The sequence below is a fragment of the Williamsia deligens genome (assembly GCF_024171765.1).
GTDB classification, from domain to species: Bacteria; Actinomycetota; Actinomycetes; order Mycobacteriales; family Mycobacteriaceae; genus Williamsia_A; species Williamsia_A deligens.
The window spans coordinates 2280068-2304899 of record NZ_JAMTCI010000001.1 but is presented as its reverse complement, the minus strand read 5'-3'; the positions used below and the strand labels follow the sequence as shown (position 1 = coordinate 2304899).

25 protein-coding genes are annotated in these 24832 nt (G+C 71.0%); 4 read left to right on the top strand and 21 right to left on the bottom strand.

What is annotated here, in order from left to right; all coding sequences use genetic code 11:
- Nucleotides 1-12 precede the first annotated feature (12 nt).
- The 4 genes from hemC to LX14_RS10855 all read right to left on the bottom strand — a co-directional run bounded on the left by hemC (nucleotide 13) and on the right by LX14_RS10855 (nucleotide 3407).
- Nucleotides 13-948 (bottom strand): hydroxymethylbilane synthase, encoded by a 936-nt coding sequence (gene hemC, locus LX14_RS10870; protein ID WP_253647218.1) that lies wholly within the window; start codon nucleotides 946-948, stop codon nucleotides 13-15.
- A complete protein-coding gene (locus LX14_RS10865) occupies nucleotides 945-2321 on the bottom strand; it encodes a glutamyl-tRNA reductase (protein WP_253647217.1) in 1377 nt (458 codons plus the stop codon). Before LX14_RS10865 ends, hemC begins: the two co-directional genes overlap by 4 nt.
- A complete protein-coding gene (locus tag LX14_RS10860; RefSeq protein WP_253647216.1) occupies nucleotides 2318-3055 on the bottom strand; it encodes a redox-sensing transcriptional repressor Rex in 738 nt (245 codons plus the stop codon). The genes LX14_RS10865 and LX14_RS10860 overlap by 4 nt, the downstream gene beginning before the upstream one ends.
- A 106-nt stretch (nucleotides 3056-3161) precedes the next feature.
- Complete coding sequence (locus LX14_RS10855) at nucleotides 3162-3407, bottom strand: glutaredoxin family protein (RefSeq protein WP_253647215.1); 246 nt, start codon at nucleotides 3405-3407, stop codon at nucleotides 3162-3164.
- On the opposite strand from LX14_RS10855, the gene LX14_RS10850 reads away from it, so the two are divergent.
- Together LX14_RS10850 and LX14_RS10845 are read left to right on the top strand one after the other, a co-directional pair.
- Complete coding sequence (locus tag LX14_RS10850) at nucleotides 3354-4565, top strand: HAD family hydrolase (RefSeq protein ID WP_372505376.1); 1212 nt, start codon at nucleotides 3354-3356, stop codon at nucleotides 4563-4565. The two genes, LX14_RS10855 and LX14_RS10850, sit on opposite strands and share 54 nt — an antisense overlap.
- A 146-nt stretch (nucleotides 4566-4711) precedes the next feature.
- Entirely contained in the window at nucleotides 4712-5536 is an 825-nt protein-coding gene (locus LX14_RS10845; protein ID WP_253647213.1) for a putative endonuclease domain-containing protein, read from the top strand.
- A 58-nt stretch (nucleotides 5537-5594) separates the two neighbouring features.
- Here LX14_RS10845 and LX14_RS10840 read toward each other — a convergent pair whose 3' ends face one another.
- From LX14_RS10840 to LX14_RS10800, 9 genes are all read right to left on the bottom strand, one after another.
- A complete protein-coding gene (locus LX14_RS10840; RefSeq protein ID WP_253647212.1) occupies nucleotides 5595-6767 on the bottom strand; it encodes a lysophospholipid acyltransferase family protein in 1173 nt (390 codons plus the stop codon).
- Between the two features lie 122 nt (nucleotides 6768-6889).
- Nucleotides 6890-7939 (bottom strand): NAD-dependent epimerase/dehydratase family protein, encoded by a 1050-nt coding sequence (locus LX14_RS10835; RefSeq protein ID WP_253647211.1) that lies wholly within the window; start codon nucleotides 7937-7939, stop codon nucleotides 6890-6892.
- A 99-nt stretch (nucleotides 7940-8038) separates the two neighbouring features.
- Nucleotides 8039-8140, bottom strand: coding sequence for a 30S ribosomal protein bS22 (locus LX14_RS10830; protein ID WP_003402602.1), 102 nt, complete (start codon nucleotides 8138-8140; stop codon nucleotides 8039-8041).
- A 209-nt stretch (nucleotides 8141-8349) separates the two neighbouring features.
- Nucleotides 8350-8595 (bottom strand): helix-turn-helix domain-containing protein, encoded by a 246-nt coding sequence (locus tag LX14_RS10825; protein WP_253647210.1) that lies wholly within the window; start codon nucleotides 8593-8595, stop codon nucleotides 8350-8352.
- A gap of 196 nt (nucleotides 8596-8791) precedes the next feature.
- Nucleotides 8792-9628, bottom strand: a complete 837-nt coding sequence (gene proC, locus LX14_RS10820; RefSeq protein WP_253647209.1) for a pyrroline-5-carboxylate reductase — start codon at nucleotides 9626-9628, stop codon at nucleotides 8792-8794.
- Nucleotides 9625-10476 carry a thioesterase family protein gene (locus tag LX14_RS10815; protein WP_253647208.1) on the bottom strand — a complete coding sequence of 284 codons (852 nt, stop codon included), beginning with the start codon at nucleotides 10474-10476 and terminating at the stop codon, nucleotides 9625-9627. The genes proC and LX14_RS10815 overlap by 4 nt, the downstream gene beginning before the upstream one ends.
- A complete protein-coding gene (locus LX14_RS10810) occupies nucleotides 10473-11369 on the bottom strand; it encodes a sugar phosphate isomerase/epimerase family protein (protein WP_253647207.1) in 897 nt (298 codons plus the stop codon). The genes LX14_RS10815 and LX14_RS10810 overlap by 4 nt, the downstream gene beginning before the upstream one ends.
- A 3-nt stretch (nucleotides 11370-11372) precedes the next feature.
- Nucleotides 11373-12884, bottom strand: a complete 1512-nt coding sequence (locus LX14_RS10805; RefSeq protein ID WP_253647206.1) for an Rv0497 family membrane protein — start codon at nucleotides 12882-12884, stop codon at nucleotides 11373-11375.
- A gap of 49 nt (nucleotides 12885-12933) precedes the next feature.
- Nucleotides 12934-13908: a Ppx/GppA family phosphatase gene (locus LX14_RS10800; RefSeq protein WP_253647205.1), complete on the bottom strand. Its 975-nt coding sequence runs from the start codon at nucleotides 13906-13908 to the stop codon at nucleotides 12934-12936.
- Between the two features lie 79 nt (nucleotides 13909-13987).
- Here LX14_RS10800 and LX14_RS10795 point away from each other — a divergent pair, with 79 nt between their 5' ends.
- Nucleotides 13988-14833: a DUF3109 family protein gene (locus LX14_RS10795; RefSeq protein WP_253647204.1), complete on the top strand. Its 846-nt coding sequence runs from the start codon at nucleotides 13988-13990 to the stop codon at nucleotides 14831-14833.
- A gap of 54 nt (nucleotides 14834-14887) precedes the next feature.
- Here LX14_RS10795 and LX14_RS10790 read toward each other — a convergent pair whose 3' ends face one another.
- The 4 genes from LX14_RS10790 to LX14_RS10775 form a co-directional block, all read right to left on the bottom strand.
- Complete coding sequence (locus LX14_RS10790) at nucleotides 14888-15577, bottom strand: winged helix-turn-helix domain-containing protein (protein ID WP_253647203.1); 690 nt, start codon at nucleotides 15575-15577, stop codon at nucleotides 14888-14890.
- A gap of 4 nt (nucleotides 15578-15581) precedes the next feature.
- Nucleotides 15582-17057: a sensor histidine kinase gene (locus tag LX14_RS10785; protein WP_253647202.1), complete on the bottom strand. Its 1476-nt coding sequence runs from the start codon at nucleotides 17055-17057 to the stop codon at nucleotides 15582-15584.
- Between the two features lie 146 nt (nucleotides 17058-17203).
- Entirely contained in the window at nucleotides 17204-17503 is a 300-nt protein-coding gene (locus tag LX14_RS10780; RefSeq protein ID WP_253647201.1) for a GNAT family N-acetyltransferase, read from the bottom strand.
- 47 nt (nucleotides 17504-17550) lie between these two features.
- A complete protein-coding gene (locus LX14_RS10775; protein ID WP_253647200.1) occupies nucleotides 17551-18294 on the bottom strand; it encodes a phosphoglyceromutase in 744 nt (247 codons plus the stop codon).
- Between the two features lie 72 nt (nucleotides 18295-18366).
- Between LX14_RS10775 and LX14_RS10770 the strand changes: the two genes are divergently transcribed.
- Complete coding sequence (locus tag LX14_RS10770) at nucleotides 18367-19923, top strand: MFS transporter (RefSeq protein ID WP_253647199.1); 1557 nt, start codon at nucleotides 18367-18369, stop codon at nucleotides 19921-19923.
- A gap of 73 nt (nucleotides 19924-19996) precedes the next feature.
- On the opposite strand, the gene LX14_RS10765 is transcribed toward LX14_RS10770, so the two are convergent.
- From LX14_RS10765 to LX14_RS10750, 4 genes are read right to left on the bottom strand one after another with little or no spacing between them, the layout of a single operon-like run.
- Nucleotides 19997-21610 (bottom strand): 4-coumarate--CoA ligase family protein, encoded by a 1614-nt coding sequence (locus tag LX14_RS10765; protein ID WP_253647198.1) that lies wholly within the window; start codon nucleotides 21608-21610, stop codon nucleotides 19997-19999.
- 53 nt (nucleotides 21611-21663) lie between these two features.
- The gene (locus tag LX14_RS10760) at nucleotides 21664-22329 is read right to left on the bottom strand and encodes a type III secretion system chaperone family protein (RefSeq protein WP_253647197.1); all 666 of its coding nucleotides are present in this window, start codon (nucleotides 22327-22329) and stop codon (nucleotides 21664-21666) included.
- A gap of 27 nt (nucleotides 22330-22356) precedes the next feature.
- Nucleotides 22357-23712 carry a D-inositol-3-phosphate glycosyltransferase gene (gene mshA, locus LX14_RS10755; RefSeq protein WP_253647196.1) on the bottom strand — a complete coding sequence of 452 codons (1356 nt, stop codon included), beginning with the start codon at nucleotides 23710-23712 and terminating at the stop codon, nucleotides 22357-22359.
- Nucleotides 23709-24698 (bottom strand): alpha/beta fold hydrolase, encoded by a 990-nt coding sequence (locus tag LX14_RS10750; protein ID WP_253647195.1) that lies wholly within the window; start codon nucleotides 24696-24698, stop codon nucleotides 23709-23711. Before LX14_RS10750 ends, mshA begins: the two co-directional genes overlap by 4 nt.
- Nucleotides 24699-24832 lie beyond the last annotated feature (134 nt).

Sequence of the window (24832 nt, the reverse complement as noted above, 5' to 3'; positions counted from 1 at the left end):
CGTCCGAGGTGGCTACCGGTCGCGCATGACCTCTGCGGCCCCACGATCCAGTAGTTCTGCGGCGAGTTCCCGGCCGAGTTCGGCTGCGCGTGCGACCGGCCCGACCACGGAGGCGCGGATCTCGTCGGATCCGTCCAGCGCGGCCACGCCCGCCCGCAGCGACAGCTCGAGGACGACGCGCCCGTCGTCGTCGAGCGACTCCACCACCTCGGCGATCGCGCCGACCGGCGCGGTGCATCCGGCCTCCAGGGCCGCCAGCACCGACCGCTCCGCGTCGACCGTCGCCCGTGATGGGGCGTCGTCGAGTTCGGCGAGGATACTCACCAGTTCGGCATCGTCGGAGCGGCACTCGACCGCGAGCGCGCCCTGAGCAGGCGCGGGAAGCAGCACGACCGGGTCGAACGCCTCGGTCACCTCGTCTTCGCGACCGATGCGGACCAACCCGGCTCGGGCCACCACCACGGCGTCGAGTTCACCGCCGGAGACTTTGCCCAACCGAGTGTCCAGGTTGCCTCGTAGGGGGCGGATTTCCAAACCCAGACCCAGTGCGTTAAGCTGCGCGACCCTCCGCGGGGCCGACGTGCCCACGGTGGACCCGGGCGGCAGTTCGCCGAGCACGCGCCCACCGGCGGCGACGAGGGCGTCACGGGTGTCGGCGCGGGGCGGCACCGCCGCGATCGTCAGTCCGTCCTCGGGCGCGGTGGGCAGGTCCTTGTAGGAGTGCACGGCCACGTCGATCTCACCGGCGTGCAGTGCGGTCCGGATGGCGGTGGTGAACACACCCACGCCGATCTTCTCGACGGGCTCGGCCGACAGGTCGCCGGCGGTCGTGATGATGACCAGCTCGGCGTCGTGGCCGGCGGCGACGAGGGCCTCGCGCACGTCACCGGACTGGGTGCGCGCCAACAACGAGCCGCGCGTGCCGATCCGGATGGGTCCGGCGGTCACCGGGCTCCCCGCACGACGTCACCCGCGGGGGCCGCCTCGTCGACGGCGAGGCCCGTCTCGGGCGCCGAGACCGACTCGGCCGCACCCGGCGTCAGCTCGAACAGCTCGCGCAGCGCCTCGGCGTAGTGGTCGCCGTTGGGGGTGGAGGCCAGCTGCTTCACGCGCACCGTCGGGGCGTGCAGCAGCTTGTCGACGACGCGGCGGACCGCCTTGGCGACCTCGTCGCGCTGCGGCTCGTCGAGGCCCGGCAGGCGCGTCTCGAGGCGCAGGATCTCCGCCTCGACCATCTCCGCCGCGCGCTGACGCAGCGCCGTGACCGTGGGTGTCACCTCGGCCTGTCGCTGGTGGGCGAGGTAGTCGGCCAGCTCGCCGGCGACGATGTCCTTGGCCGCGGTGGCGTCGGCGGTCGCGGCCTGCGTCGCCGGGGTGCCGCGCAGGCTCTCGATGTCGACGATGTGGACGCCGGGCAGACGCGCGGCGGCGGGGTCGACGTTGCGCGGCAGTCCGAGATCGCAGATCACCAGGGGCGACCTGCGGGTACGACGGGCGAGCGCGGAGTGGATCTCGCCGACGCTCACCACGGAGCCGACGGTGCCGGTGCAGCTGACGAGGAGGTCGGCGTCGGCGACAGCGTCAGCCAGATCGGCGAGGTCCACCGCGCGGGCGGCCACACCGTGGTGGGTGCGCACGGTCTCGGCCAGGTGCTGGGCCTTCTCGGCGGTGCGGTTGACCAGCGTGAGGTCGGTGACGCCGTCACGGGCAAGATGCGCGGCGGCGAGACCACCCATGGCACCGGCGCCGAAGACGACCGCGGAGTCCAGCGATGCGCCGCCGTCGCGGGCGAGGAGCTCGCGGGCACGGTCGACGGCGACCGACACGACGGACGCACCGGCGCGGTCGATGCCGGTCTCACTGTGGACACGCTTGCCCACGCGCAGGGCCTGTTGGGCGAGCTCGTGCAATACCCGACCGGCCGACGAGTGCTCGTCGGCGCTGGCGTAGGCGGCGCGGATCTGACCGAGGATCTGCTGCTCGCCGACGACCATCGAGTCGAGCCCGGCGGCGACGGTGAAAAGGTGCTCGACGGCGGCCTCGGAGTACCGGACGTATGCGTGGCGGGTCATCTCCGTCACCGACATCCCCGCGTGCTCCCCGAGGACGTCACCGACCGCCTCGAGGGCGGGGTGGAAGGCGTCGACGACCGCGTACACCTCGACGCGGTTGCAGGTCGAGACGACCATGGCCTCGGAGATCTGCGGGACCCGCAGCAGGGCATCGACCAGCTTGGGTCGGTCACCGTCTGCGACGGCCAACCGCTCCAGCACCGGCACGGGCGCGCTGCGATGCGACACCCCGAACAAGAAGACGCTCACACTGTCACCTTCTCCCCGCAGTCATCGCGGGAGTCGATCCGGCTCGCGGTCGCGTCCGGGGCGGGCATCTCCGCCGGGTCCACGTCCTGCGAGGCGTTGAACGAGAGCACCTGGAGTTCCAACGCCAGGTCCACCGGGCGGACGTGCACGCTCGGCGGCGTCCGCAGGGTCACGGTGCTGACGTTGAGGATCTGTCGGACCCCGGCGCGCACGAACGCGTCGCAGGTCGTCTGGGCGATGGTGTCCGGGGTGGCGATGACCGCCACGTCCACCTCGCGCTCGGCGCACTGGTGCGCCAGTTCCGTCATCGGTGCCACGGTGATGTCAACGGTGTCCGACCGGAATCCGGTACCCACCACGGCCGGGTCAGTGTCGAACATCGCAACGACGCGGAAGCCCCGTCCGAAACCGGTGTGGGCGACGAGCGCGCGACCGAGGAGACCGGCCCCGGCCAGGGCGACGTTGTGGGTGTCGGAGGTGCGCAGGGCGCGGGAGATGCGGGCGATGAGCCGAGCGACGTCGTATCCGACACCGCGCACACCGTTCGCGCCGACGTGGGAGAGGTCCTTGCGCAGGATCGCGGGGTTCACGCCCGCGGCTGTCGCGAGCTGTCCGCTGGAAGTCACGACGACGCCGTTCTCGCTCAGTGCGCGCAGGACGTGCAGGTACACGGCCAGTCGGGCGACGGACGCCGACGGGATGTGCGCGGCGGACGGATCCGGGCCTCGCGTCATCGCCACCTCCCTGTCGCTGCCGACGCGGTGCGGGGCCGGTCGGGACATACGGGGGTCCACGGTATACCGCTTGTGAACACGTTCACAAAAGCGGTCGACGGGGGCCTCACCGGGCCAGGTCGGCGCGCAGTCGCGCCTCGTCGACCTCGCCGTACCCGTGCTCCTCACCGTCGAGCAGGACGACGGGCAGACGGTCGCCGAACTCCATCCGCAGTTCGGGGTCGTGTGCTGCGGCGGCGTCGACGTCGACCACCTCGACCGCGACGCCGAACTCGTCGCAGATCGGCGTGAGCTCGGCCTGGGCGCGCGCGCAGGCCGAACAGCCGGCGCGGGTGAGCAGCGTGACGACCATGGCTTCGATCATCCCACCGGCCCGAGACCGCACGGCGGCCCGGGCGCTGTCGCGGCCGACGACTACTGTGGGAACCCCGCACAGCAGGAGGCGAACCCGGTGAGCGACACGCCCGGCGACACCGATCCGGACCGGTCCTCGGCGGCCGATCCCGGTCGGCCCGACGACGACCGCGACGTCGGCGGCACCGTCAGCAACTGGATCTCTTCGCGCGCCGTGAAGTCGGCGCAGTCCGGCCGCGTCGGACGCTTCCGGCAGTCCGCCGCGGAACTGCGTCATTCCCTCGCCGGTGAGGCGAGTGCACAGGCCGCCTACGCCACGCTGCAGGAGCGCGGCCGCGCCGACGGTGATCACCTCGACGACGAGCCCGGCGTCCCGACCGACGTCCCGCCGGACCTCACCGCCGCCGCCTTCTTCGACGTCGACAACACGCTGGTCCAGGGCGCGTCGATCGTCCACTTCGCCCGTGGGCTCGCCGCCCGGGACTACTTCTCCTACCGCGACATGGCCGAGTTCGCCTGGGCCCAGGCGAAATTCCGGATCAGTGGCCGCGAGAACGCCGACGACGTCGCGTCCGGTCGGGAGAAGGCGTTGAGCTTCATCGCCGGCCGGTCGACCGAGGAACTGGTGCGTCTCGGCGAGGAGATCTTCGACGAGGTCATCGCGGACAAGATCTGGCCGGGCACCCGCACGCTGGCGCAGATGCACCTCGACGCGGGCCAGCAGGTGTGGCTGGTGACCGCCACGCCCGTCGAACTCGCGCAGACCATCGCCGACCGCCTCGGTCTCACCGGTGCACTCGGGACCGTCGCCGAGAGCGTCGACGGGAAGTTCACCGGGCGGCTCGTCGGCGACATCCTGCACGGCCTGGGCAAGGCGCACGCGGTGCGCAGCCTCGCCATCCGGGAGGGCCTGAACCTCAAGCGCTGCACCGCGTACTCCGACTCCCACAACGACGTCCCGATGCTGTCGCTGTGCGGCACCGCCGTCGCGATCAACCCCGACGCCGACCTGCGTGACGTGGCCCGCGTCCGCGGCTGGGAGATCCGCGACTACCGCACCGCCCGCAAGGCGGCCAAGATCGGCCTCCCGACCGCGGTGCTGCTCGGCGCCGCCGGCGGCGGTGCCGTCGCCGCGGCCCGTCGTTTCCGCGACTGATCGCCGTGCACCCCGCGTAGCTCCACAACCGTCACCGACAGGCCTCGGCGCGTGCACTGTGCACAGGTCGGTGCCCATCGGTGCTGCCTGGGGACAACCCCGCCCGCGACCGCAGAGATGTCGCGCCGTGACCGGATGCTGTCGCCATGCGAGACACGGGGGTGCTGACCTGGGACGAACTGCGCGCGCGGGGCGAGACCCAGGCCAGTGTGCGACAGGCACTGGCCGACGAGACACTCCTACGGCTCCGCCGCGGTTGGTACGCCAGGTCCGACGCGGACAGCCGCGTCGTCGACGCCGTGACGCGCGGCGGGGTGCTGAGTTGCGTGTCGGCGCTGCGGTTCCGAGGGATCTGGGTGCCCGGGTGCTCGGACGACGTCCATGCCCGGGCGAACGCGAGCCGCGACCGCACCGGACGGTTCTGTTCGCAACACGGCAGGCCCGAGTCGGTGACCGGCCCGGTCGACGAGATCCCCATCGCGCTGCGACACGCGGCGCGATGCCTCGACGCCGAGGGGCTCGTCGTGGTGTGCGACTCGATCCTGAACGGCGGCCACTTCACCCTCGACGACCTCGCCGCGATCCTCCGGGACACCCCTGTGTCCGTACGTGCGCTGCTCGACCGGTGTGACGGCGAGGCGCAGTCGGGGACCGAGAGCATGGTGCGTCTGCGGCTGCGCGCTCGGAACATCCCGGTCCGGACACAGGTGACCATCCCCGGTGTCGGTCGCGTGGATCTCGTCGTCGGCGAGAGGCTGATCATCGAGACCGACGGCGAGCGCTACCACTCGGGGATCGAGAGGTACACCGAGGACCGCCGACGCGACCGGGAGGCCGCTCGCCTCGGCTACATCACCCTGCGACTCACGTACGCGGACGTCGTCGATCTGTGGGGGCCGACCGAACAGCTCATCCTCGAGATGGTCCGGCAGCGACGTCATCGCAGACCGCGCCACAACCGACACGGATGAGCCGCGGCGCGGGCACAGTGCACACGCCGGTGCGCAGCGGTGTGGTCTGTGGAGCGGATCAGCCGAAGTAGACGGATCCGCGGCGGCTGAGCATGCGGTAGAGGGTCTGCTGGATCTCCTCGCGCACATGGTCGGTGAGATCGAAGACGACCATGGGGTCCTCGGCCGCCTGCTCGTCGTAGCGGTTGGTCTCGATGGGCTTGCCGAAGTGGATGTGCCACTTGGCGGGCAGCGGGACCAGACCCAGCGGGCCGAGCAGCGGGAACGTCGGGGTCACCGGGATGTACGGCAGCCCCAGCACCCGCGCGAGCGGCTTGAGGTCGCTGAGCATCGGGTAGATCTCCTCCGACCCGACGATCGACACCGGGATGATCGGCACGGCAGTGCGCAACGCGGTGGTCACGAAGCCGCCGCGGCCGAACCGCTGCAGCTTGTACCGGTCTCGGTAGAGCTTGCCGACGCCCTTGAAGCCCTCCGGCCAGACCGCGGTCAGCTCGCCCGACCGCAGCAGCCGCTCGGCGTCCGCGGTGCACGCCAGCGTCGACCCGGTACGCCGCGAGAGCGCACCGATGAACGGCGACTCGAGCGCGAGGTCGGCGGCGAGCATCCGCAGGAAGCGCTGCCGCGGGTGGTGGTCGTGGACGGCCACCGACAGCATCAGCGCGTCGACGGGGATGCTGCCCGCATGGTTGGAGACGAGGAGCGCACCGCCCTCGGTGGGGAGGTTCTCGACACCGGTGACCTCGACGCGGAACCACTTGTCGAAGAGGACCCGCATCGCGGGGAGGAAGACGTTCTCGGTGAAGTGGCGGTCGAAGCCGAAGTCGTCGATCTCGTAGTCGCCGGTCAGTCGCTCACGCAGGTATCCCGCACTCGTCACCACCGTGTCCGCGACGGCCGACCGGATGCCGCCGAGGCTGAACAGCGGGCTGCCGGTGCGCTGGACGGGGAGCCCGGACTCGTCGATCCGGGGCGCCACGTCGGCGTTGATGGGGGTGATGTCCGCCGTCTCGTCGAAGCCGTCGGTGTTGGGGTGACCGAGATCGCTGACACGCGGGACAGGACGAGGCGCCATCCGCCGGGGTTGTACCGGCTCGGATCGCTGCTGGGAGGGATGCCGACGACGACCCGCATCCGACGGCGAGGCCGACGACGGCGGGGACGCGTACAGCTGGATCACCTTCGCGGTGCGGGAATCGGGAGCGTTGTTGCCCTTTGCCACTACCGTCACACCCCTGCCGACACCATCGTCCCCCACTGCTTCGCTCCCCCGAGTACCTGCGCCGACCAGTGTAGGAGGTGACGCGGCGACTCGCCCGACCGCGCCGGCAACTCGCCGGGGCAACTCGCCGATCAGGCGAGCGCGCGGGCGGACTCGACGACGCGCCGCTCGAGCCGGTGCCACGCGCCGGCGGAGATCACGGGCTCCAGCGGTTTGCGGGCGATGAAGTCGTCCAGGGTCTCCAGACTCGTGCGCCGTGGGGCGAACCCCAGGTCGGCGCGCATGCGGGTCGTGTCGAGCACGCGTCCGTACGTGAGGTACCCGGCCTGGTCGCTGTGGAGGGTGTTGATGCCCATGTTGCGGAACACACCGGCGACGGTGCCGAGGAGGCCGGCGGGCACCGGCAGTTCGATGCGGCCGGCGCGGCGGATCGCCTGCGCGAGGGTCACGACGCCGTCCGCGGCGAGGTTGAAGGTGCCGGGTCGGCCGAGGAGGGTGGCATGCTCGATCGCCGCCAGCGCGTCCTCCTCGTGCAGGAACTGCAGCCGGGGCTGGTAGCCGATCACCACCGGGATGATCGGCGACGAGAAGTAGTTGCTCATCCGGGTCGAGATCTGTGGACCCAGGATCGCGGTGGGCCGCAGGATGGTGACCGCGATGTCCTGTCGCCGCCGCGACAGGCCGCGTGCGTAGGACTCGACGTCGAGCAGGTCTCGCGCGTACCCCGAGGTCGGCTCGTCGTGGGCGCGGGTCTCCTCCGAGAAGTGTGCGGGGTCCGACGAGCTGGCCCCGTAGACCATCCCCGACGACCGCACGATCACGCGCTTCACCGACGGCGCGCGCTGGCAGGCCGCGCACACCTGCATGGCACCGATGACGGTGAGCTCTTTGATGGCGGGCGAGTGGCCGACGGTGTCCATCACGGAGGTGGCGGCATGGACGACGGTGTCGACCGAGGCGGAGTCGATGATCCGCGAGATGGTGGGTCGACGGATGTCGGCGCGGACGAACTCCGCGCGACCCATCCGTCGCATCATGTCCTTGCTGGGCACCCGCGAGTCGACGGTGATGACGCGGTCGATGTCGGGGTTGCGGGCCAGGCGGGTGGTCAGATATCCGCCGAGAAAGGTCGACGCACCGGTGACCAGGACCACCTTGGGCGGGTCAGGGGCGTCAGTCATGGCGCCAGACTAACCCCAGACGCACGACGACCCGCCGCGAGAGCGACGGGTCGAGGGCGGAGACCACAGGGCCGGAGGACGAACCGTCCGGCCTGTGGATCATTTACCGAGTTTGCGACGCTGCACGCGCGTGCGGCGGAGAAGCTTACGGTGCTTCTTCTTCGACATGCGCTTGCGGCGCTTCTTGATCACTGACCCCATCGGGCACCTCTCGTTCTCGCACCAAGCGATTCGCGGACTACGGGCTCGTCGGTCGCATGTCGTGGAAGCGGGCGGCCCGGCAGGCACGAGGCCTGCGGGCGCACGCCGGACCGACGAGCGCAACAAGGAGCCAGGTTACCGGGCGATGGAGACGAGGCGAAATCCGCCCCGGGCCGGAGACCTGGGATCACCGCGTCGACAGACGCGGATCAGCCCACGTCGAAGTAGGAGGTCTCCAGGTAGTCGTGCACAGCCTTCGCGTGCACGCGGAAGGACCGTCCGACGCGGACCGCGGGGAGTTCCCCGTTGTGGACCAGTCGGTAGACGGTCATCTTCGACACGCGCATCAGCGCCGCGACCTCCGCGACGGTGAGGAACTGTGTGCCCGAACCCGGACCGACAGGCCCTGCGCCGGCGGCGCTGGGTCGGTCGCCAGGCGTGTTTGCAGGCGCCATGAAATTTTCGACCTCCGGTGCACGCGTCGCGGCCGCGGGCTTCCCCTCCCGCGGACACCAGACACGCACGTGCTCAGTGCACCTTAGCGTGGCGCATGGGAAAGATGCGACGTGAGTGGGTGACCTTTCCGATATTTCTCGGTCACCTGGCCGATATCTGCGCGATCGGCGTCGACGAGGGTCGTCGGGGGCCGGTTCAGCTCTCGGAATCGGATGCCGACGACGCCGCACCGAGAGCGGCGCTGGCGGCGGCGTTGGCGCGAAGTGCCTCGTAGAAGCCGTGGCGGAAGCCGTTGGCCTCGAGCTCGCGGATCGCCTCGGCGGTCGTCCCGGCCGGGGAGGTGACGGCGGCACGCAGGTCCACCGGCGACAGCCCCGAGTCGGTGAGCAGCACTCCCGCACCGCGGATGCTCTGGGCGGCGAGCAGCGTGGCCGTCGCGCGGGTGAGCCCGAGCCCGACGCCGGCGTCGATCATCGCCTCGGCCATGAGGAACGCGTAGGCCGGTCCTGACCCGGAGACCGCGGTGACGGCGTCCATCTGCTTCTCCGCGACCACGAGCACCTTGCCGACGGACTCCAGCAGCGATGCGACGGTCGCGACGTGCTCGTCGGTGGCGTAACGCCCACCGGTCACCGCCGACATGGCCTCCCCCACCAGCATCGGTGTGTTCGGCATGACGCGGACGACGGGCGCACCGGCGGGCAGCGCGTCCTCGTAGCGGCGGGTGGGCAACCCGGCGACGAGGGTGACGGTCAGCCGCTCCACCTCGCCGGTGTCCTCGACGTCGGAGATGATCGCGAGCACCGCGTCGACGTCGGCCGGCTTCACGGCCAGCACCACGATGGCGGCGCCCTCGACAGCGTCGGCGATGTCGGTGACGCGGACGCCGTACTCGTCGACGAGCTCCTTCGCGCGGCCCTCGTGCTTCTCCGCGACGACGAGATCCCGCGTGGCGTGCCCCGACCGGACGAGACCCGACAGCAGGGCCTCCCCGATCTTGCCGCCACCGATGATCGCGACCCGTGTGGTCATCCCTGCTCCTCCTGTGGCCGCTCGGCCGTGTCGGGTATCAGCGCGAGTTGGCGCGACTGCGCCACCACCGCACCGGTGCTGTCGATGATGAGGTGGTCCTCCTCGAACCACCCCTGCCCGATCTCGCTCGAGGTGGTCCGCGCGCGCAACCAGCCCGGCGCCGGGTGCCGCCGCAGGTAGGTGGTCATCTGCAGCGTGGGCGCCCACCCGAGGAGCCCGAGGTTCATCACGACCGGCATCGACAGGTCGCAGCCGAGTATCGCGAAGAAGCCGTCGGGGTCACCGTCGACGGGCCGCGCCCAGAACCGCGTCTCCGGGGCTCCGCGCTCCCCGGTGAGCACGGGGACCGAGGAACGGTCGTAGGACATGTCGACCGCGGCGGCGAGGTGGACGATGTCCGCGATGGGCGAGTCGCGGACGGGCACCGCGTCGGAGGTGGGTTCCGGCGGCATCGCCGCGAGGGCGGCGGGCACGCCCGAGTGGCGGGGGGCACCGTGGTCGGGTTCGGCGAGCGTGACCACCGAGCGCACGGCGTCGCGCCCGTCCTGCGTGACGACGACGTCGACGAGGCAGACGCGGCGTCCGCGTTTCACCACGGTGGCGACGACGGCGACCTCGCGCGGCTCGGGTGCACGCAGGTAGTCGCTGGAGATCGCGACGGGGACCATCTCGGGTCGTTCGACGGCGGCGACGGCCGCGTGCGCGGTCACGACCTGCAGCGCGCCACCGTGCACCTTCGGACCGATGGTGAAGACGGGGTCGACGACGGTCGTGAACGCGACCGGGTCGGCGGGTCCACCGCCGGGGGCGCGCATCAGCGCACCGAGATCGGTGACCGAGACGGTCACGGGCGGTCCCCTCTCACCGTCGTGGTGTCGCGGGCGAGGTGTTCGCGGGCGAAGGCCAGCGACCGCGCGAGGATCTCGCTGCGCTCGGGTTTGTTTCGGGCGGACCCGGTCGAGACCTCGAGCACGACGGCGCCGTCGAAGTCGCTCTCGGCGAGACGGCGGCAGACCTCGACGCACGGCTGATTGCCGTCGCCCGGAACGAGGTGCTCGTCCACGGCGGCGCCGACACCGTCGGTGAGGTGCAGGTGGTTCAGGCCGCGGCCCATGCGGTCGAACATGGCGATCGCGTCGTGCCCGGCGGTCGCGGTGTGCGACAGGTCCAGCGTGTAGTGCGCGAACCCGTCGTCGGTGGGGTCGATGGAGGTGCCGAACGCCGACACCGACGCGCCGGGCCCGCCGCGACGGGCCATCCGCTCGGCGGCCTCGGTGTACTTGCCGAACACACGGTCGGCTCGGACGGGGAACATGTTCTCCACCGCGACGGCCACGTCGGTGCGGTCCTCGAGTTCGGCGACGGTCTCGGCGAACTGCTTCACGTAGCGCCGCTGCCACCGAAACGGCGGGTGCACGACGACCGTTCCCGCGCCGAGCTGCGCGGCGGCGTCGACGGAGCGGCCGAGTTTGGCGATCGGGTCACGACCCCACACGCGCTGGGAGATCAGCAGGCACGGCGCGTGCACGCTGAGGACCGGCATGGCGTAGCGGTCGGACAGGAAGGCGACGTGGTCGATGTCCTGGCTGACGGCCTCCCCCCACACCATCAGTTCCACACCGTCGAACCCGAGTTCGTTGGCGTACTGGAAGGCGGCCTCGGTGTTCTGCGGGTAGACCGACGCCGTCGACAGGCCGATCGGGATGTCCCCCCTCACCGGTCTCGTCCCCGGTGTGCTCATGTCTCAGCTCCCCGACGCGAGCAGCGCCAGGGGGCCGATGGTGACGATCAGTCCGACCGCCAGAGCGATGAGCGTGGAGACGAGGTCCGAGCTGCGCCGCACCACGTGGACGAAGGTGACGAGCCCGAAGATGACGACGATGGCCAGCACCAACGCGAAGTAGACGTTCCAGCGCCACAGCTCGGTGAACCCGAGGAACAGGCCCACGCCGACGGCGAGCCCGATGATCACCTGCAGTCCGAGGATCGCCCACTGCTTCGCGGGCGACGGCCCGTCGGCGGCGGGCTGATCGCGGTCGGTGGTCTCCCGGTCGGTGGTCTCCCCGTCGACGGCGGGGGCATCGGCCTGGCCGCGCCAGCTGCGGGCCTCGTACGACGACCGCTGCGACTTGTCGAGGTCGACCACGGGATCGTCGCCGGCGTCCGGGCGGGGCGTGAATCGGGTGGTCGCGGCGGCGGCCGGCGCGACATCGTCGGCCGCGAAGTCCTCCTCCGGGACGTCCTCGGTCGTGGCGCCGGTGGTCTCCCCGACGGCCGCGGCGGGTGTCTCGGCGTCGACGTCGGGACGGCCGGACCACGCGCGCGCTCCCCACGACGGCTCCGAGACGTCGGTCAGCTCGGTGGGGGTGTCGTCGACGACGTGCAGCTGGCCGTCGTCGGTGCTGCGGTCGTCGACGCGGGTCCCCGACAGCAGGTCGAGGTGAGCGGTGGACCCGGCGTCGTCCGCGCTGTCGGCGGCCGGGGCGGCGTCGGGACGGTCGGTGGTGTCGTCGTCGCGGCCGGAGCGCCGCAGCGCGGCGAACAGTCCACGGCGTCGACGCGGCGCGGGCTCCTCGACGTCGACGTCGTCGAAGTTGCGGTAGCTCTCGAACGCGCGGTCGCGCTCCTCCGGGGACATCCCCGAGAAGTCATCCTCGACGGGGGCCGCGCCGGCGTCGGGCGCAGCGAACCGCGGGATGATGCCGGTGACCTCGTCATCGCGCTCGGGCGCGGCGGGAGGACCCGGGCGCGAGAACCGCTCGCGGACGTCGGCGCTGTTCAGGTCGCGGGTGGCGGGCGGCTGATCGGTCGGGGCCGACCACGCGGCGCGGCGGCCGGCGCCGGGCTGCGGCGACTCGGACCGCGGGAACGCAGCGTCCTGCTCGGGTGCGACAGGTCGCTCCGACCGCGGGAACCGGTCGGCGTCCTGGTCCTCGGTGACCTGCGGCTCGTCGGGGACGAAGCCCGAGCGCGCCGCGAGGGTGTCCGTGGACGGGGCGTCCTCGGTGATCTCGTCGGCCACGCCACCGGCGGCCTCGACCTCGGAGCGGTCGATCGCACGGAACTGTCCCGAGTGCGCGCCACCGCGGATGCGGGGGATCTCGCCGGTCAGCTCGGCGAACGACACCGACCCCTCGGACCCTCGACGACGCCGACCACCCGACGGGGCTGCGTCGGAGGCGTCCTCCGCGGCCCTGCGCGCCAGGATCTCGGCGACCGAGATCGGTCGTGAGTCCGGGTCGGGTTCTCTCGCCATCGTCGTCCTCTGCTCTCGTCGGTTCTGGGCGGTCGTGCCGCCGGGTCCCCTAGGTCGCGCGGACCGACGGGCGGTGAGCCGCCGGCGCGTCGGTCGCGGTCGCCTCGGCGTCGAGTCGACGCAGGATCACACCCTCCCGCAACGCCCACGGACAGATCTCGAGGGTATCGACACCCATCGCCCGCATCGACGCCTCCGCCACCAGCGCGCCGGCGACGAGTTGACCCGCGCGGTCCTCGCTGACGCCCTCGAGCTCGGCGCGGTCGGCCGTCGACATCCGGGAGATGAACGCGATGAGCTGCCGCAGGCCGCTGCTCGTCAGGGTGCGCTTCACCCGCGGACCCGCACTCGACGGTGCCGCGCCGGTCAGTCGCGCGAGCGATCGGAAGGTCTTCGACGTGCCGACGGCGAGGTCGGGCGCACCGAGGTCAGCCATGGCCTTCGCGGTGCCGGCGAGCTCCGCGTCGAGCCAGTCGCGCAGCACGGCGACCCGGCGTTTGCCCGGCGGGTCCTCCGACAGCCATTCGCGGGTCAACCGTCCGGCGCCCAGCGGCAGCGACACCGCCACGTCGGGCTCCTCGTCGACCCCGTTGCTCAGCTCAAGGGAGCCGCCGCCGATGTCCAGGGCGAGGATCCGGCCCGCGCTCCAGCCGTACCAGCGGCGCACGGCCAGCGAGGTCAGTCGCGCCTCGTCGGTGCCGGAGAGCACCTCGACGCGGACGCCGGTCTGATCGGCCACGGCGTCGAGGACGTCGTCGCAGTTGGTGGCGTCGCGGACCGCCGACGTCGCGAACGCCATCACCTGTTCGCATCCGGAACTGCGGGCGATGGTGGTGAACTCGTCGACGGCCTCGGTCAGCGCGCGGGCGCCGTCGGCGGAGAGTTCGCCCGAGGTCCCGATCTGCTCGGCGAGGCGCAGCGTCGACTTCGTCGAACTCATCGGCGTGGGGTGCCCACCGCGATGCGCATCGACCACCAACAGGTGGACGGTGTTGCTGCCCACGTCGAGAACTCCCAATCGCACGGGGACAACCTACTGTGTCGGTTTCGTGGCCGTGGGGAGGGCGACGCACCCCCGCCCCGGCCGACTACCGTTGACGCTCGTGCAGGCAAGTGACAGCGCGCCGGTTCCCGAGGTATCCCTCGACTTCGCGCGCGAGTGGATCGAGTTCTTCGACCCGGCCGATCCCGAACACCTCATCAGTGCTGATCTGACGTGGCTGTTGTCGCACTGGACCTGCGTGTTCGGCACACCCGCCTGCCACGGGATCATCGAGGGACGACCCGACGACGGCTGTTGCAGCCACGGCGCATACCTGTCGGACAAGGATGATCGGAAACGCCTCGCCGCCGGCATGGCGATGCTCACCGCCGACGACTGGCAGTTCCACTCGAAGGGGTCCGGGCGCGACCCCTTGGGCAAGCGCGGATATCTCGAGGAGGGCGAGCTCGAGGACGAGCCTGCGCTGAAGACCCGGGTCCACAAGGGCGCGTGCATCTTCCTCAACCGTCCCGGTTTCGCCGGGGGCGTCGGGTGCGCGCTGCACGCGATGGCCCTGAAGAAGGGCCTCGAGCCGCTCACCGTGAAGCCCGACGTCTGCTGGCAGTTGCCGGTCCGTCGTGAGCAGGACTGGGTGGAGCGCCCGGACGGCACACAGATCCTCAAGACGACGATCACCGAGTACGACCGTCGCGGCTGGGGCGAGGGCGGTCACGACCTGCAGTGGTACTGCAGCGGCTCCCCCGAGGCGCATGTCGGTGCCGATCAGGTGTGGAAGTCCTACGGACCGGAGCTGACCGAGCTGATCGGTGCATCCGCCTACGAGGAACTCGCGCGCATCTGCCGTCGCCGCGCCGGTCTGGGCATCGTCGCCGTGCACCCCGCCACCGCAGCCGCCACGAGCCGCCGCGAGACCGACATCAAGTACGAAGAACTCGCACCCGAGTAGTCGCCATCCGACGCAGTTCTTCCCGCCGAGCGGGAGGAACTGCGTCGCCTGTGGTCAGAACTCGAGCTTGTAGCCCAGGCCCCGGACGGTGACGAGGTGCTTCGGGTTGCCCGGGTCCTCCTCGATCTTCGACCGCAACCGCTTGACGTGGACGTCGAGGGTCTTGGTGTCACCCACATAGTCGGCACCCCAGACGCGGTCGATCAACTGCCCTCGCGTGAGGACGCGACCGGCGTTGCGGAGCAGGTACTCCAGCAGGTCGAACTCCTTGAGCGGCAGCGTCACCGACGACCCGCGCACCGAGACGGTGTGGCGGTCGACGTCCATGGAGACCGGTCCGGCCTCGAGCGTCCCGCCGTCGTCGATGACGTCGTCGGCGGTGTCGGCGCCGCGGCGGAGCACCGCGCGGATCCGGGCGATCAACTCGCGCGCGGAGTACGGCTTGGTCACGTAGTCGTCGGCACCGAGCTCGAGCCCGACGACCTTGTCGATCTCGCTGTCGCGGGCGGTGACCATGATGACCGGCACGCTGGACTTCGTCCGCAACGCCTTGCACACCTCCGTGCCCGACGCGCCGGGCAGCATGAGGTCGAGCAGGACGATGTCGGGGGCGACCCGGTCGAACTCGCTGAGCGCGCGGGTGCCGTCGTTGACGACGGTGGTGTCGAACCCCTCCTTGCGCAGCAGGAACGCCAGGGGGTCGGCGAGGGACTCCTCGTCTTCGACGATCAGGACGTGCGTCACCGGTTCATTCCTTCGTCTCGAGAACCCGGTTGTCGGGGTTCATCCGGGGCGGGTGGGTGCGTGAGCCGGCCGGTCGGCCGGTGGTGCGTGCCGCGGGCGATGCGTCGTCGGGGGACGACGTCACCTGCGCCTGCGGGATGGCCAGGGTGAAGGTCGAACCGGTGCCCGGTCGGCTCCACAGCGTGATCGTGCCGTCGTGGTTGGCGGCGACGTGTTTGACGATGGCGAGACCCAGCCCGGTGCCGCCCGTCGCCCGCGAGCGCGCCTTGTCGACGCGGAAGAACCGCTCGAACACGCGCTGCTGATCGCGGGGGGCGATGCCGATGCCGCGGTCGGTCACGGCGATCGCGACCATCGGACGCGCGGGCGTCGTCGGCGTGATGCCCGGGACCGTCCCGACGGGTGTGCGATCGGTGATGACGCGCCGACTCACCGACACCCTCGTGTTGGCGGGAGAGTAGGCGACCGCGTTGGCGATGAGGTTGTTCAGCGCGGTGAGCAGCAGTGTGCGGTCCCCGCGGACGAACAACCCGCTGGGACGGTCGGTGTCGAGGATGATGCCCGCGGCCTCCGCGCCGACCTGCGCGCGGTGCACGGCCTCGTCGATCAGCTCGTCGACGGAGACGTCGTCGATCTCGTGCAGCTTCTCCGCGCCCTGCAACCGCGACAGCGCGATGAGCTCGTTGACCATGTTGCCCATCCGGACCGACTCGGTCATGACCCGCTCGCCGAAGTGCCGGACGGCCTCGGGATCGTCCTGCGCCTCCAGCAGCGCCTCGGTGAGCAGGCCGATCGCACCGACCGGTGTCTTGAGCTCATGGGAGACGTTGGCGACGAAGTCGCGGCGCGTGGCCTCGAGCCGCATGTTGTCGGAGTCGTCGGTGCCGTAGACGACGGCGTAGCGCTCGGTGCCGTCGGTGACCAGGCGGATGAGGCACCGCACGGCGACGGGCGGCACCACCGCGCGGGCGGTCGAGACGAACCCGTTGACCGGGGTCGTCGGGACCAGCTCGACGTCACAGTCGTCGCCGGACTGCAGGACGGTCGACGCCGCGCGCCAGACCTCGTCGTCGAGGAGTCCGCCCGACACCAGACCGAGCGACGACGCCCGCCCGTTGAACAGCACGACGTCACGGTGTTCGTCGACGACGGCGACGCCGGTGTCGGTGCTCTGCACGATCATCGCGAGCAGTGCCGCCTTCGACATCCGTCCGTCGACGGTCTCGGTCCCCCGCTCGAGCAGGACCTCCGGCCGGGTGCCGACCGGCGCCGGGACGGGCTCGTCGGCCGCCGGCCCGGCGACGTCGTCGGCGAGATCGGGACGGGGTGCGGCCGGTCCGAGATTGGAGGCCGCGCGCAGCAGGGCGGCCCGGTGTCCCTCGGCGACCGATCGACGACGCCCCAGCGTCCAGCCGACCATCGCGGCGACCGCGACGAGCACGACGGCGAGGACCACGACGACCACGAGCACGACGGTCACGCGGTCCACCCGACGTCAGCGGTGCAGCGGGTGGGACGACGTGACACCACGACAGGATGGACGAGGTACGTCACGCGTAACAAGCCGGGTGTGCCCAGTTGGGACGCTGTTCACCCGGATTTCGTCCGACGCACCCTTGCGGCCGGTCAGCGCCGCGCGACCATCGGCGCGTACGCGGGGTGCTCGGCGATGTACCGCTGGACGAACGAGCAGACCGGGACCACCTTGCGCCCGCTCTGCGCGATGTCGTCGAGGACGTGGCGGACGAGGTTGCCGCCGATGCCGTGGTGCGCGTGCCGGTCGAAGACGACCGTGTGGGTGATGACCACCTGGTCGTCGCGGGGTTGGTAGTCGAGGTATCCGACCAACTCGTCATCGACGAATGCTTCATATCGCTCTTGTGACAGCGAATGAACAACGCGTGCAATAGCTGTGACGTCGGCCATACACGAGGATAGCGCCGCGGACGCACCTGCGACAGGGAGATGAGCCCCTACGTCGAGCCCTGCGCCGCGACGGCCGCGGCACCGGCGGCAGCGGCCTCCGGATCGAGGTACTCGCCCTTGCCCCGGGGGGTCAGGTTCTCGTCGAGGTCGTAGCGCAACGGGTTGCCGGTGGGGATGTTCAGCCCGGCGATGTCGTCGTCGGAGATCTGCTCGAGGTGCTTCACGAGCGCCCGCAGCGAGTTCCCGTGCGCGGCGATCAGCACGGTCTTGCCCGCGCGGAGATCGGCGGCGATCACGTCGGTGAAGTACGGGATCATCCGCGCGACGACGTCCTTGAGGCACTCGGTCAGCGGGACCTCGTCGAGATCGGCATAGCGCGGGTCGCCGACCTGGCTGTACTCGGCATTGGGCTCGATGGCCGGCGGCGGCGTGTCGTAGCTGCGGCGCCACAGCATGAACTGCTCGTCGCCGTATTTCTCCTTCGTGGCCGCCTTGTCGAGGCCCTGCAGCGCGCCGTAGTGCCGCTCGTTGATCCGCCAGTCGCGGACGACGGGGATCCAGTGGCGGTCGGCGACGTCGAGCGCGATCTGTGCGGTGGCGATCGCCCGACGCAGCAGCGACGTGTAGAGGACGTCGGGCAGGAGGTCGTGCTCGACGAGCAGTTCGCCGGCCCGCTTCGCCTCCGCCTTGCCCTTCTCGGTCAACGCGACGTCCACCCAGCCGGTGAACTGGTTGGACTCGTTCCACTCGCTCTCGCCGTGGCGCATCAGGATCAGCGTGCCGGTTGCCATGCGCGACAGTGTTTCATACGTCACCCTCGTCCGAATTGCTTGCATTGCGCCATTACGTGCATCATGCAAGTAATGAGTACCTTCCGGCTCCAGCCCTCCCGATCGCCGTCACCGACTGTTCTCATCGCGGTGCTGTGCTTCGGCGGACTCCTCGCCTCCTACATGCAGACGCTGGTGGTCCCGATCGTCGGACTGCTGCCGACCTACCTGCACACCTCGGCCGACAACGCGTCCTGGGTCATCACCGCGACGCTGCTGGCCGCGGCCGTCGTCATGCCGATCGCGGGCCGCATCGCCGACATGTTCGGCAAGCGGTCGGTGATCCTCGCCAGCATCGCGCTGATGGTGATCGGCTCGATCGTCAGTGCGACGTTCGACTCCCTCATCCCGGTCATCGTCGGCCGCGGGCTGCAGGGCATGGCGATGGGCGTCATCCCCGTCGGCATCAGCCTCCTGCGCGACGAGCTGCCCCCGAACCGGATCGCCGGCGCGATCGCGACCATGAGCGCGACGCTCGGCGTCGGCGGTGCGATCGGCCTGCCCGTCGCGGCGTGGATCTCGCAGAACTTCAGCTGGCACGTCCTGTTCTGGACGTCGGCCGCGTTGGGCACCGTCGTGTTCCTGCTGGTGCTGACGATGGTCCGGGAATCGCCGGCGCGCTCGGGCGGCACGTTCGACGGGATCGGCGCGGTCGGGCTGACCGTCGGCCTGATCTGCCTGCTGCTCGCGCTGAGCAAGGGCCGCTCGTGGGGCTGGACCAGCGGGCTGACGCTCGGCCTCGTCGTCGCCGGCCTCGTCGTCCTCGCCGTGTGGGTCGTCTACGAGCTGCGCACCAGCTCGCCGATGGTCAACATCCGCACGTCGATCATCCCTCGCGTCGCGCTGACGAACGCGGTGTCGATCGTCATCGGCTTCGCCCTGATGGGCATCAGCCTGGCGGCGCCGCAGCTGCTGCAGCTCCCCCACATCCCCGGCGTCCTCGACTACGGCATGGGCCGCAGCATCATCGAGGCCGGCCTGTGGATGGCACCCGGTGGACTGATGATGATGTTTTTGTCGCCGGTCTCCGCGCGTCTCAACGTCACCATCGGGCCGAAGTTCACGCTGTTCATCGGGACCATCGTGATCGGCCTCGGGTACGCGCTGGCGATCGTGTTCGCCGCCGCCCCGTGGGAGGTCGCGTTGGCCGTCATCGTCACCAGCTCGGGCGTCGGGATCGCGTACTCGGCGATGCCGTCACTGATCATGTCCGCGGTCCCGCTCAGCGAGACGGCGTCCGCGAACGGCCTGAACTCGCTGATGCGCTCCATCGGTACGGCGATCGCCTCGGCGCTGCTGGCGACGATCCTCGCGAGCTCCACCGTCGACATCGGCCCGGCGACCGTGCCCGACCGCTCGGCGTTCCAGATGGTGTTCGTCATCGGCGCCGTCGCCACGCTGGTCGCCGCGCTGCTGATCCTGCTCATCCCGGGCGACGCGAAGGCGAACCTGCCGGGCCGCCAACCCGTCGACCTGCCGGAGAACAAGGACCGCCCCGACGAGTCGATCGCCGAGGAGATCGTCGACGGCGAACTCCTCGCCGACGGCACCCCCGCGCCCGGACGTCACGCGGCGCCGGCCGGCTGCTAGAGGCACCCGAACGACGACACCGCCGCACGGAGATCTCCGGGCGGCGGTGTCGTGTGTCGGGACCCTGTCGGGACTACCTGCTGCGCAGGTCCTTGCGGAGGATCTTGCCCGCCGTGGACTTCGGGATCGCGTCGATGAACTCGACCTGGCGCACCTTCTTGTACGGCGCCACCTTCTCGGCGACGAAGGCCATGACCTCCTCGGCGGTGATCGCGGCGTCGCCCTGCTTCACCACGAACGCCTTGGGCACCTCCTCGCCCGACTCGGTGTCGGTGACGCCGATGACGGCGGCGTCGGCGATGTCGGGGTTGCTCAGCAGCAGGGCCTCGAGCTCGGCCGGCGGCACCTGGTAGCCCTTGTACTTGATGAGCTCCTTGAGCCGGTCGACGATGAACACGCAGCCCGTCGGGTCGACCTGGGCGAGGTCACCGGTGTGCAGGAACCCGTCGGCATCGATCGTCTCGGCGGTGGCGGCGTCGTTGTTGAGGTAGCCGGCCATCACGTTCGGACCCTTGAACCACAGCTCGCCGGTATCGCTGAGTCCCTCGGTGGGGAGCTCGATCTCGTCGCCGGTCGCGGGGTCGACGAGCTTGCTCACCGCGTTCGGGACGGTCCAGCCCGACGAGCTGAGTTCGGCGTCGTGGCCGGCGATGGCCTTGCCGCCGTCGAACGGGATGACGTGGCTGACGGGGCTGAGCTCGCTCATGCCGTAGCCCTGCACCATCCGGCACCCGATGCGCTTCTCCACGGCGTGGCCGAGTTCGGCGTCGAGCGGCGCCGCCCCCGACATGACCGTGTGCAGCGACGACAGGTCGTACTTGTCGACGAGCGGGTGCTTGGCCAGCGCGACGGCGACGGGCGGCGCGATGAAGCCGTACGTGCACTTGTGGGTCGCGATGTTGTCGAGGAACTCCGGAAGGTCGAACCGCGGCATGATCACCAGGCTCGCCCGCGCGTGCAGCGCCGCGTTGAGCAGCACGGTCATGCCGTAGATGTGGAAGAACGGCAGCACGGCGAGGATCGCGTCGTCGGCCTGCATCCCCTGCAGCGGGCGGATCTGACAGACGTTGGCCACCAGGTTGCGGTGGGTCAGCATGACGCCCTTGGGGTTCGCCGTGGTGCCCGAGCTGTAGGGCAGCACCGCGATGTGGGTCGACGGATCGAACGTCACGTCGGGGGCGGAGGCGTTGGCGCCCAACAGGTCCGCGGCGTTGGGATGTCCGCTCGCCGCCTCACCCTCGCCGTCGAGGATGATCAGGTGATCGGCGGCCAGGCCCAACTGCTCCGCCGCGGCCTTCGCGCCGTCGGCCAGCACGCTCACGGTCACCAGCATGGTGGCCTTGGCGTCGGTCAGCTGCTTGGCGATGTCGTTCGGGGTGAACAGCGCGTTGATCGTCGTCGCGGTGGCACCGGCACGCAGGATCCCGTGGAAGGCGATCGCGAACGCCGACGAGTTCGGCGACAGCAGACCGACGACGTCACCGACGGCGATCCCGCGCGCGGCCAGGGCCCCGGCGAACGCGTCGACGCGACCGATGAGCTCGCGGTAGGTGGTGGTCGCCGTCTGCGGCTTGGTGTCGATCAGGGCCGGCCGGTCGAGGTCGGCGTCGTCGACACCACCGAAAAGATAGTCGTAGACGCTGGTCTCGGGGATCGTCACGTCGGGATGCGGACTCGCGAAGGTCATGGCACGAACCCTAACAACGCCCGGTGGCGCGACGGGGAGTTCTCCGGCGACTCTCAGCTGTCCGTTTCGCCCGAGTCCGCAGCACGGCCGGTCGGAGCCGGTCCGTCCTGCGCGAGTGCCGTCACCGACTTCTCCGGCGCCCCCTCCTCGGGACGGATCGTGGGGAGGTTCTCCTTGTCGATGAGGTGCTCGAACGCGAGCAGGTTGCGCAACGACTCACCACGCGACACCCGCCACGCCCACTCGCGGCGGATCGAGGTGAAGAAGCCGATCTCCAGCAGCGTGTTGAAGTCGCCGTCGGCGGCCTCGAGCACCTGGCCCAGGACGCGGTCGAGCTCGCCGGGGCTCACCGACTCCGCCGACATCCGCCCCACGAGGTAGATGTCGCCGATGTTGTCGATGGTGTACGCGACGCCGTACAGGCGACGGTTGCGCTTGAGCAGGAAGCGGTAGACGCCCTCGTGGTTCTCGTCGGGCCGACGGCAGACGAAGGCCTCGATCCGCACACCCGGCTTGCCGACGGTCAGCAGCACCGTCGTCTTGAGCTTCCGCTCACCGGGCAGCTCGATGACGATGTGCTCGGTGTCCGCGCCGCCGGAGTTCTTCAGCGAGAACTCGATCCCGCGCTCGTGCAACGCCTTCTGGATGGCGTCGGACTGTTCGACGATGCGGGGCGGACGGCGCCGTCCACTGAGGTGCGGATCGACCGACTGCGTCATGGGGGACTCCTTCGTGTCGGGAACGGGTCAGGCGCGGATGCCGGCGCGACGGCGTGCCCACCGTCGGGCACGACCGGTGGCCGGTGGCCGGGTCGCCCGGACGGCGTCGGCAGGATCGGCCGGACGCCCGAGCGCGGAGTAGTCGGCGACGGCGCGGTGGTAGCTGTCGAGGAGTTGGTCGGCCGTGGACGCCCAGGAGAACCGGCGGGCGTGGAGTGCCGCCGCCTGCCCCATCCGCGCGAGCTCCGCGGGCGAGGCGAGTGTGCCCGCCAGCGCGGCGGTCCAGCGATCGATGTCGTGCCCGGCGACCAGCGTGCCGGTGACGCCGTCGTCGACGGCCACACCGAGTCCGCCCACGTCGGCGGCGACGACCGGGACACCGCTGGCCTGCGCCTCGATGGCGACCAGGCCGAAGCTCTCGGAATGGCTCGGCACCCCCACGAGGTCCGTCGCCCGGTAGATCTGCGCGAGTCGCTGCGGCGGCTGCGGGGGCAGGAAGGTCACGGAGTCGGCGACACCGAGTTCGCGGGCGAGGTCGATGAGGGCGGTGGGCCGGGCCAGGCCGCTGCCCGAGGGCCCGCCGACGACGAGCAGACGCATCCGCGAGCCCGGTGCGGCGATCAGCGGTGCGATGGCCCGGAGCAGCACGTCGGGGGCCTTGAGCGGCTGGATCCGTCCGACGAAGGTGACGACGGTCTCGTCGTCGGCGATGTCGACGCCCAGTGCCCGCAGGTCGCGACGGGCCTGTGCCCGGGAGCCCGGCCGGTAGACGTCCAGGTCGACGCCGGGCGTCGCGACGTCCACGCGAGCCGGATCGGCGTGGTGGATCGAGATCAGTTGGCGCGCCTCGGCGACGGTGTTGGCCACCAACCGGTCCGCCTCGTCGACGACCTGTTGTTCCCCGACCTGACGCAGCATCGGCTCGGGCTCGTCGCCGGCGGCCAGGGAGGCGTTCTTCACGGCGGCCAGGGTGTGCGCGGTGTGCACCAGCGGCACCCGCCAGCGGTCGCGCGCCAGCCATCCGACCTGACCCGACAGCCAGTAGTGGGAGTGCACGAGGTCGTAGTGGCCGGGCGGGTGCACGGCCTCGGCCCGCAGCACCCCGGCCGCGAACGCGCACAGCTGCGTCGGCAGGTCCCGCTTGTCCAGGCCCTCGAACGGGCCCGCGATCACGTGGCGGACGGTGATCCCGTCGGCCGCGTGCACCACCGGCTCGTCCGCGGACGACGTCGCCCGGGTGAAGATCTCCACTTCGACGCCGCGTCGCGCGAGTTCCCGCGCGGTCTGCCAGACGTAGACGTTCATGCCCCCGGCGTCGCCGGTGCCGGGCTGGGCCAGAGGCGAGGTGTGCACCGACAGGACGGCGACGCGACGCAGCGTCATCGCACGGCCTCGCTCACAGAGGCGGCCGCCGACCGCGACACGAGCCCGTCGAGCGCGGCCGCGAAGCGGGTCGGGTCCTCGACGAACGGCGCGTGCCCGGCGCCGTCCCACAGATCGAGGTGGACATCGCCGTCGGACAGCATCGACGCGGCGTGGTGCGCCGCACTCACGTCGACGACGGTGTCGTCGGTGCCGTGCAGCACCAACACCGGCATCCGGAGCGACCGCAGCAGGTCGTCGTGGGAGACGGCGCGGGCGAACAACCCCGCCCGGGCGGACGGCGCGGTCATCAGGGACGCACCGAAGAAGTACTGCGACTGTGCGCCGAGATCGCTGCGGTCGGCGGGGACCAGGGCGGCCCCGAACGACGAGAGCGCGCGGATCGCGGTGCGGGGGTCGTCGGCGTAGGCGTCGGGCAGAGCTGCGCGCATCGCATCGCCCACACGCCCACCCCGCTCCCCGCGACCGAGCGAGGTGATCGCGCCGACGAGCCCGACTCCGACGATCGCGGGCCCGGTGACGCCCGCGGTGGCCCGTCGCGACAGCACGTCGCAGATGACGAGTCCGCCGTAGCTCCACCCGACCGCGACCACACCGGCGTCACCGACGGCAGGCGCGTCGAACGCGCTGGTGGCCGACGACGACTCCGCCGCGAGCACGGCCTCGACATCCCCGGCGAGCAGGTCCGCGGTATACCCGGCACCCGCGGCGTCCGGGTCCACAGGGGGCAAGCCGGAGGCACCGTGGCCGCGCAGGTCGACGGCGACGATGCGGTGACGCTGCGCGAGGTCGTCCAGGAGCCCGGCATTCCAGCTGCCGGAGTTCTGCGCCCAGCCGTGGACGAGGAACAGCGTCGGCGCGGAGCCGGACGTGGCGCCCACGGGGGCGGAGACGCGGTAGGCGATCGCGACGCCGTCGGGGCCGGCAACAGAGCGGACCTCGAACGTCACCGGACCCCCTGCGGTCGCGGGCTGCACCCTGGACATGACCTCCACAGTAGGCACCCGACGGCCGCTGTCTGCTCTCCACCACGTGAGACCGGACACGGAATGAAACGGACCGGGGTCCGGCTATACCGGTCGTCCCGCCCATCGGGACGCGATCGGCGACGATCGACTCG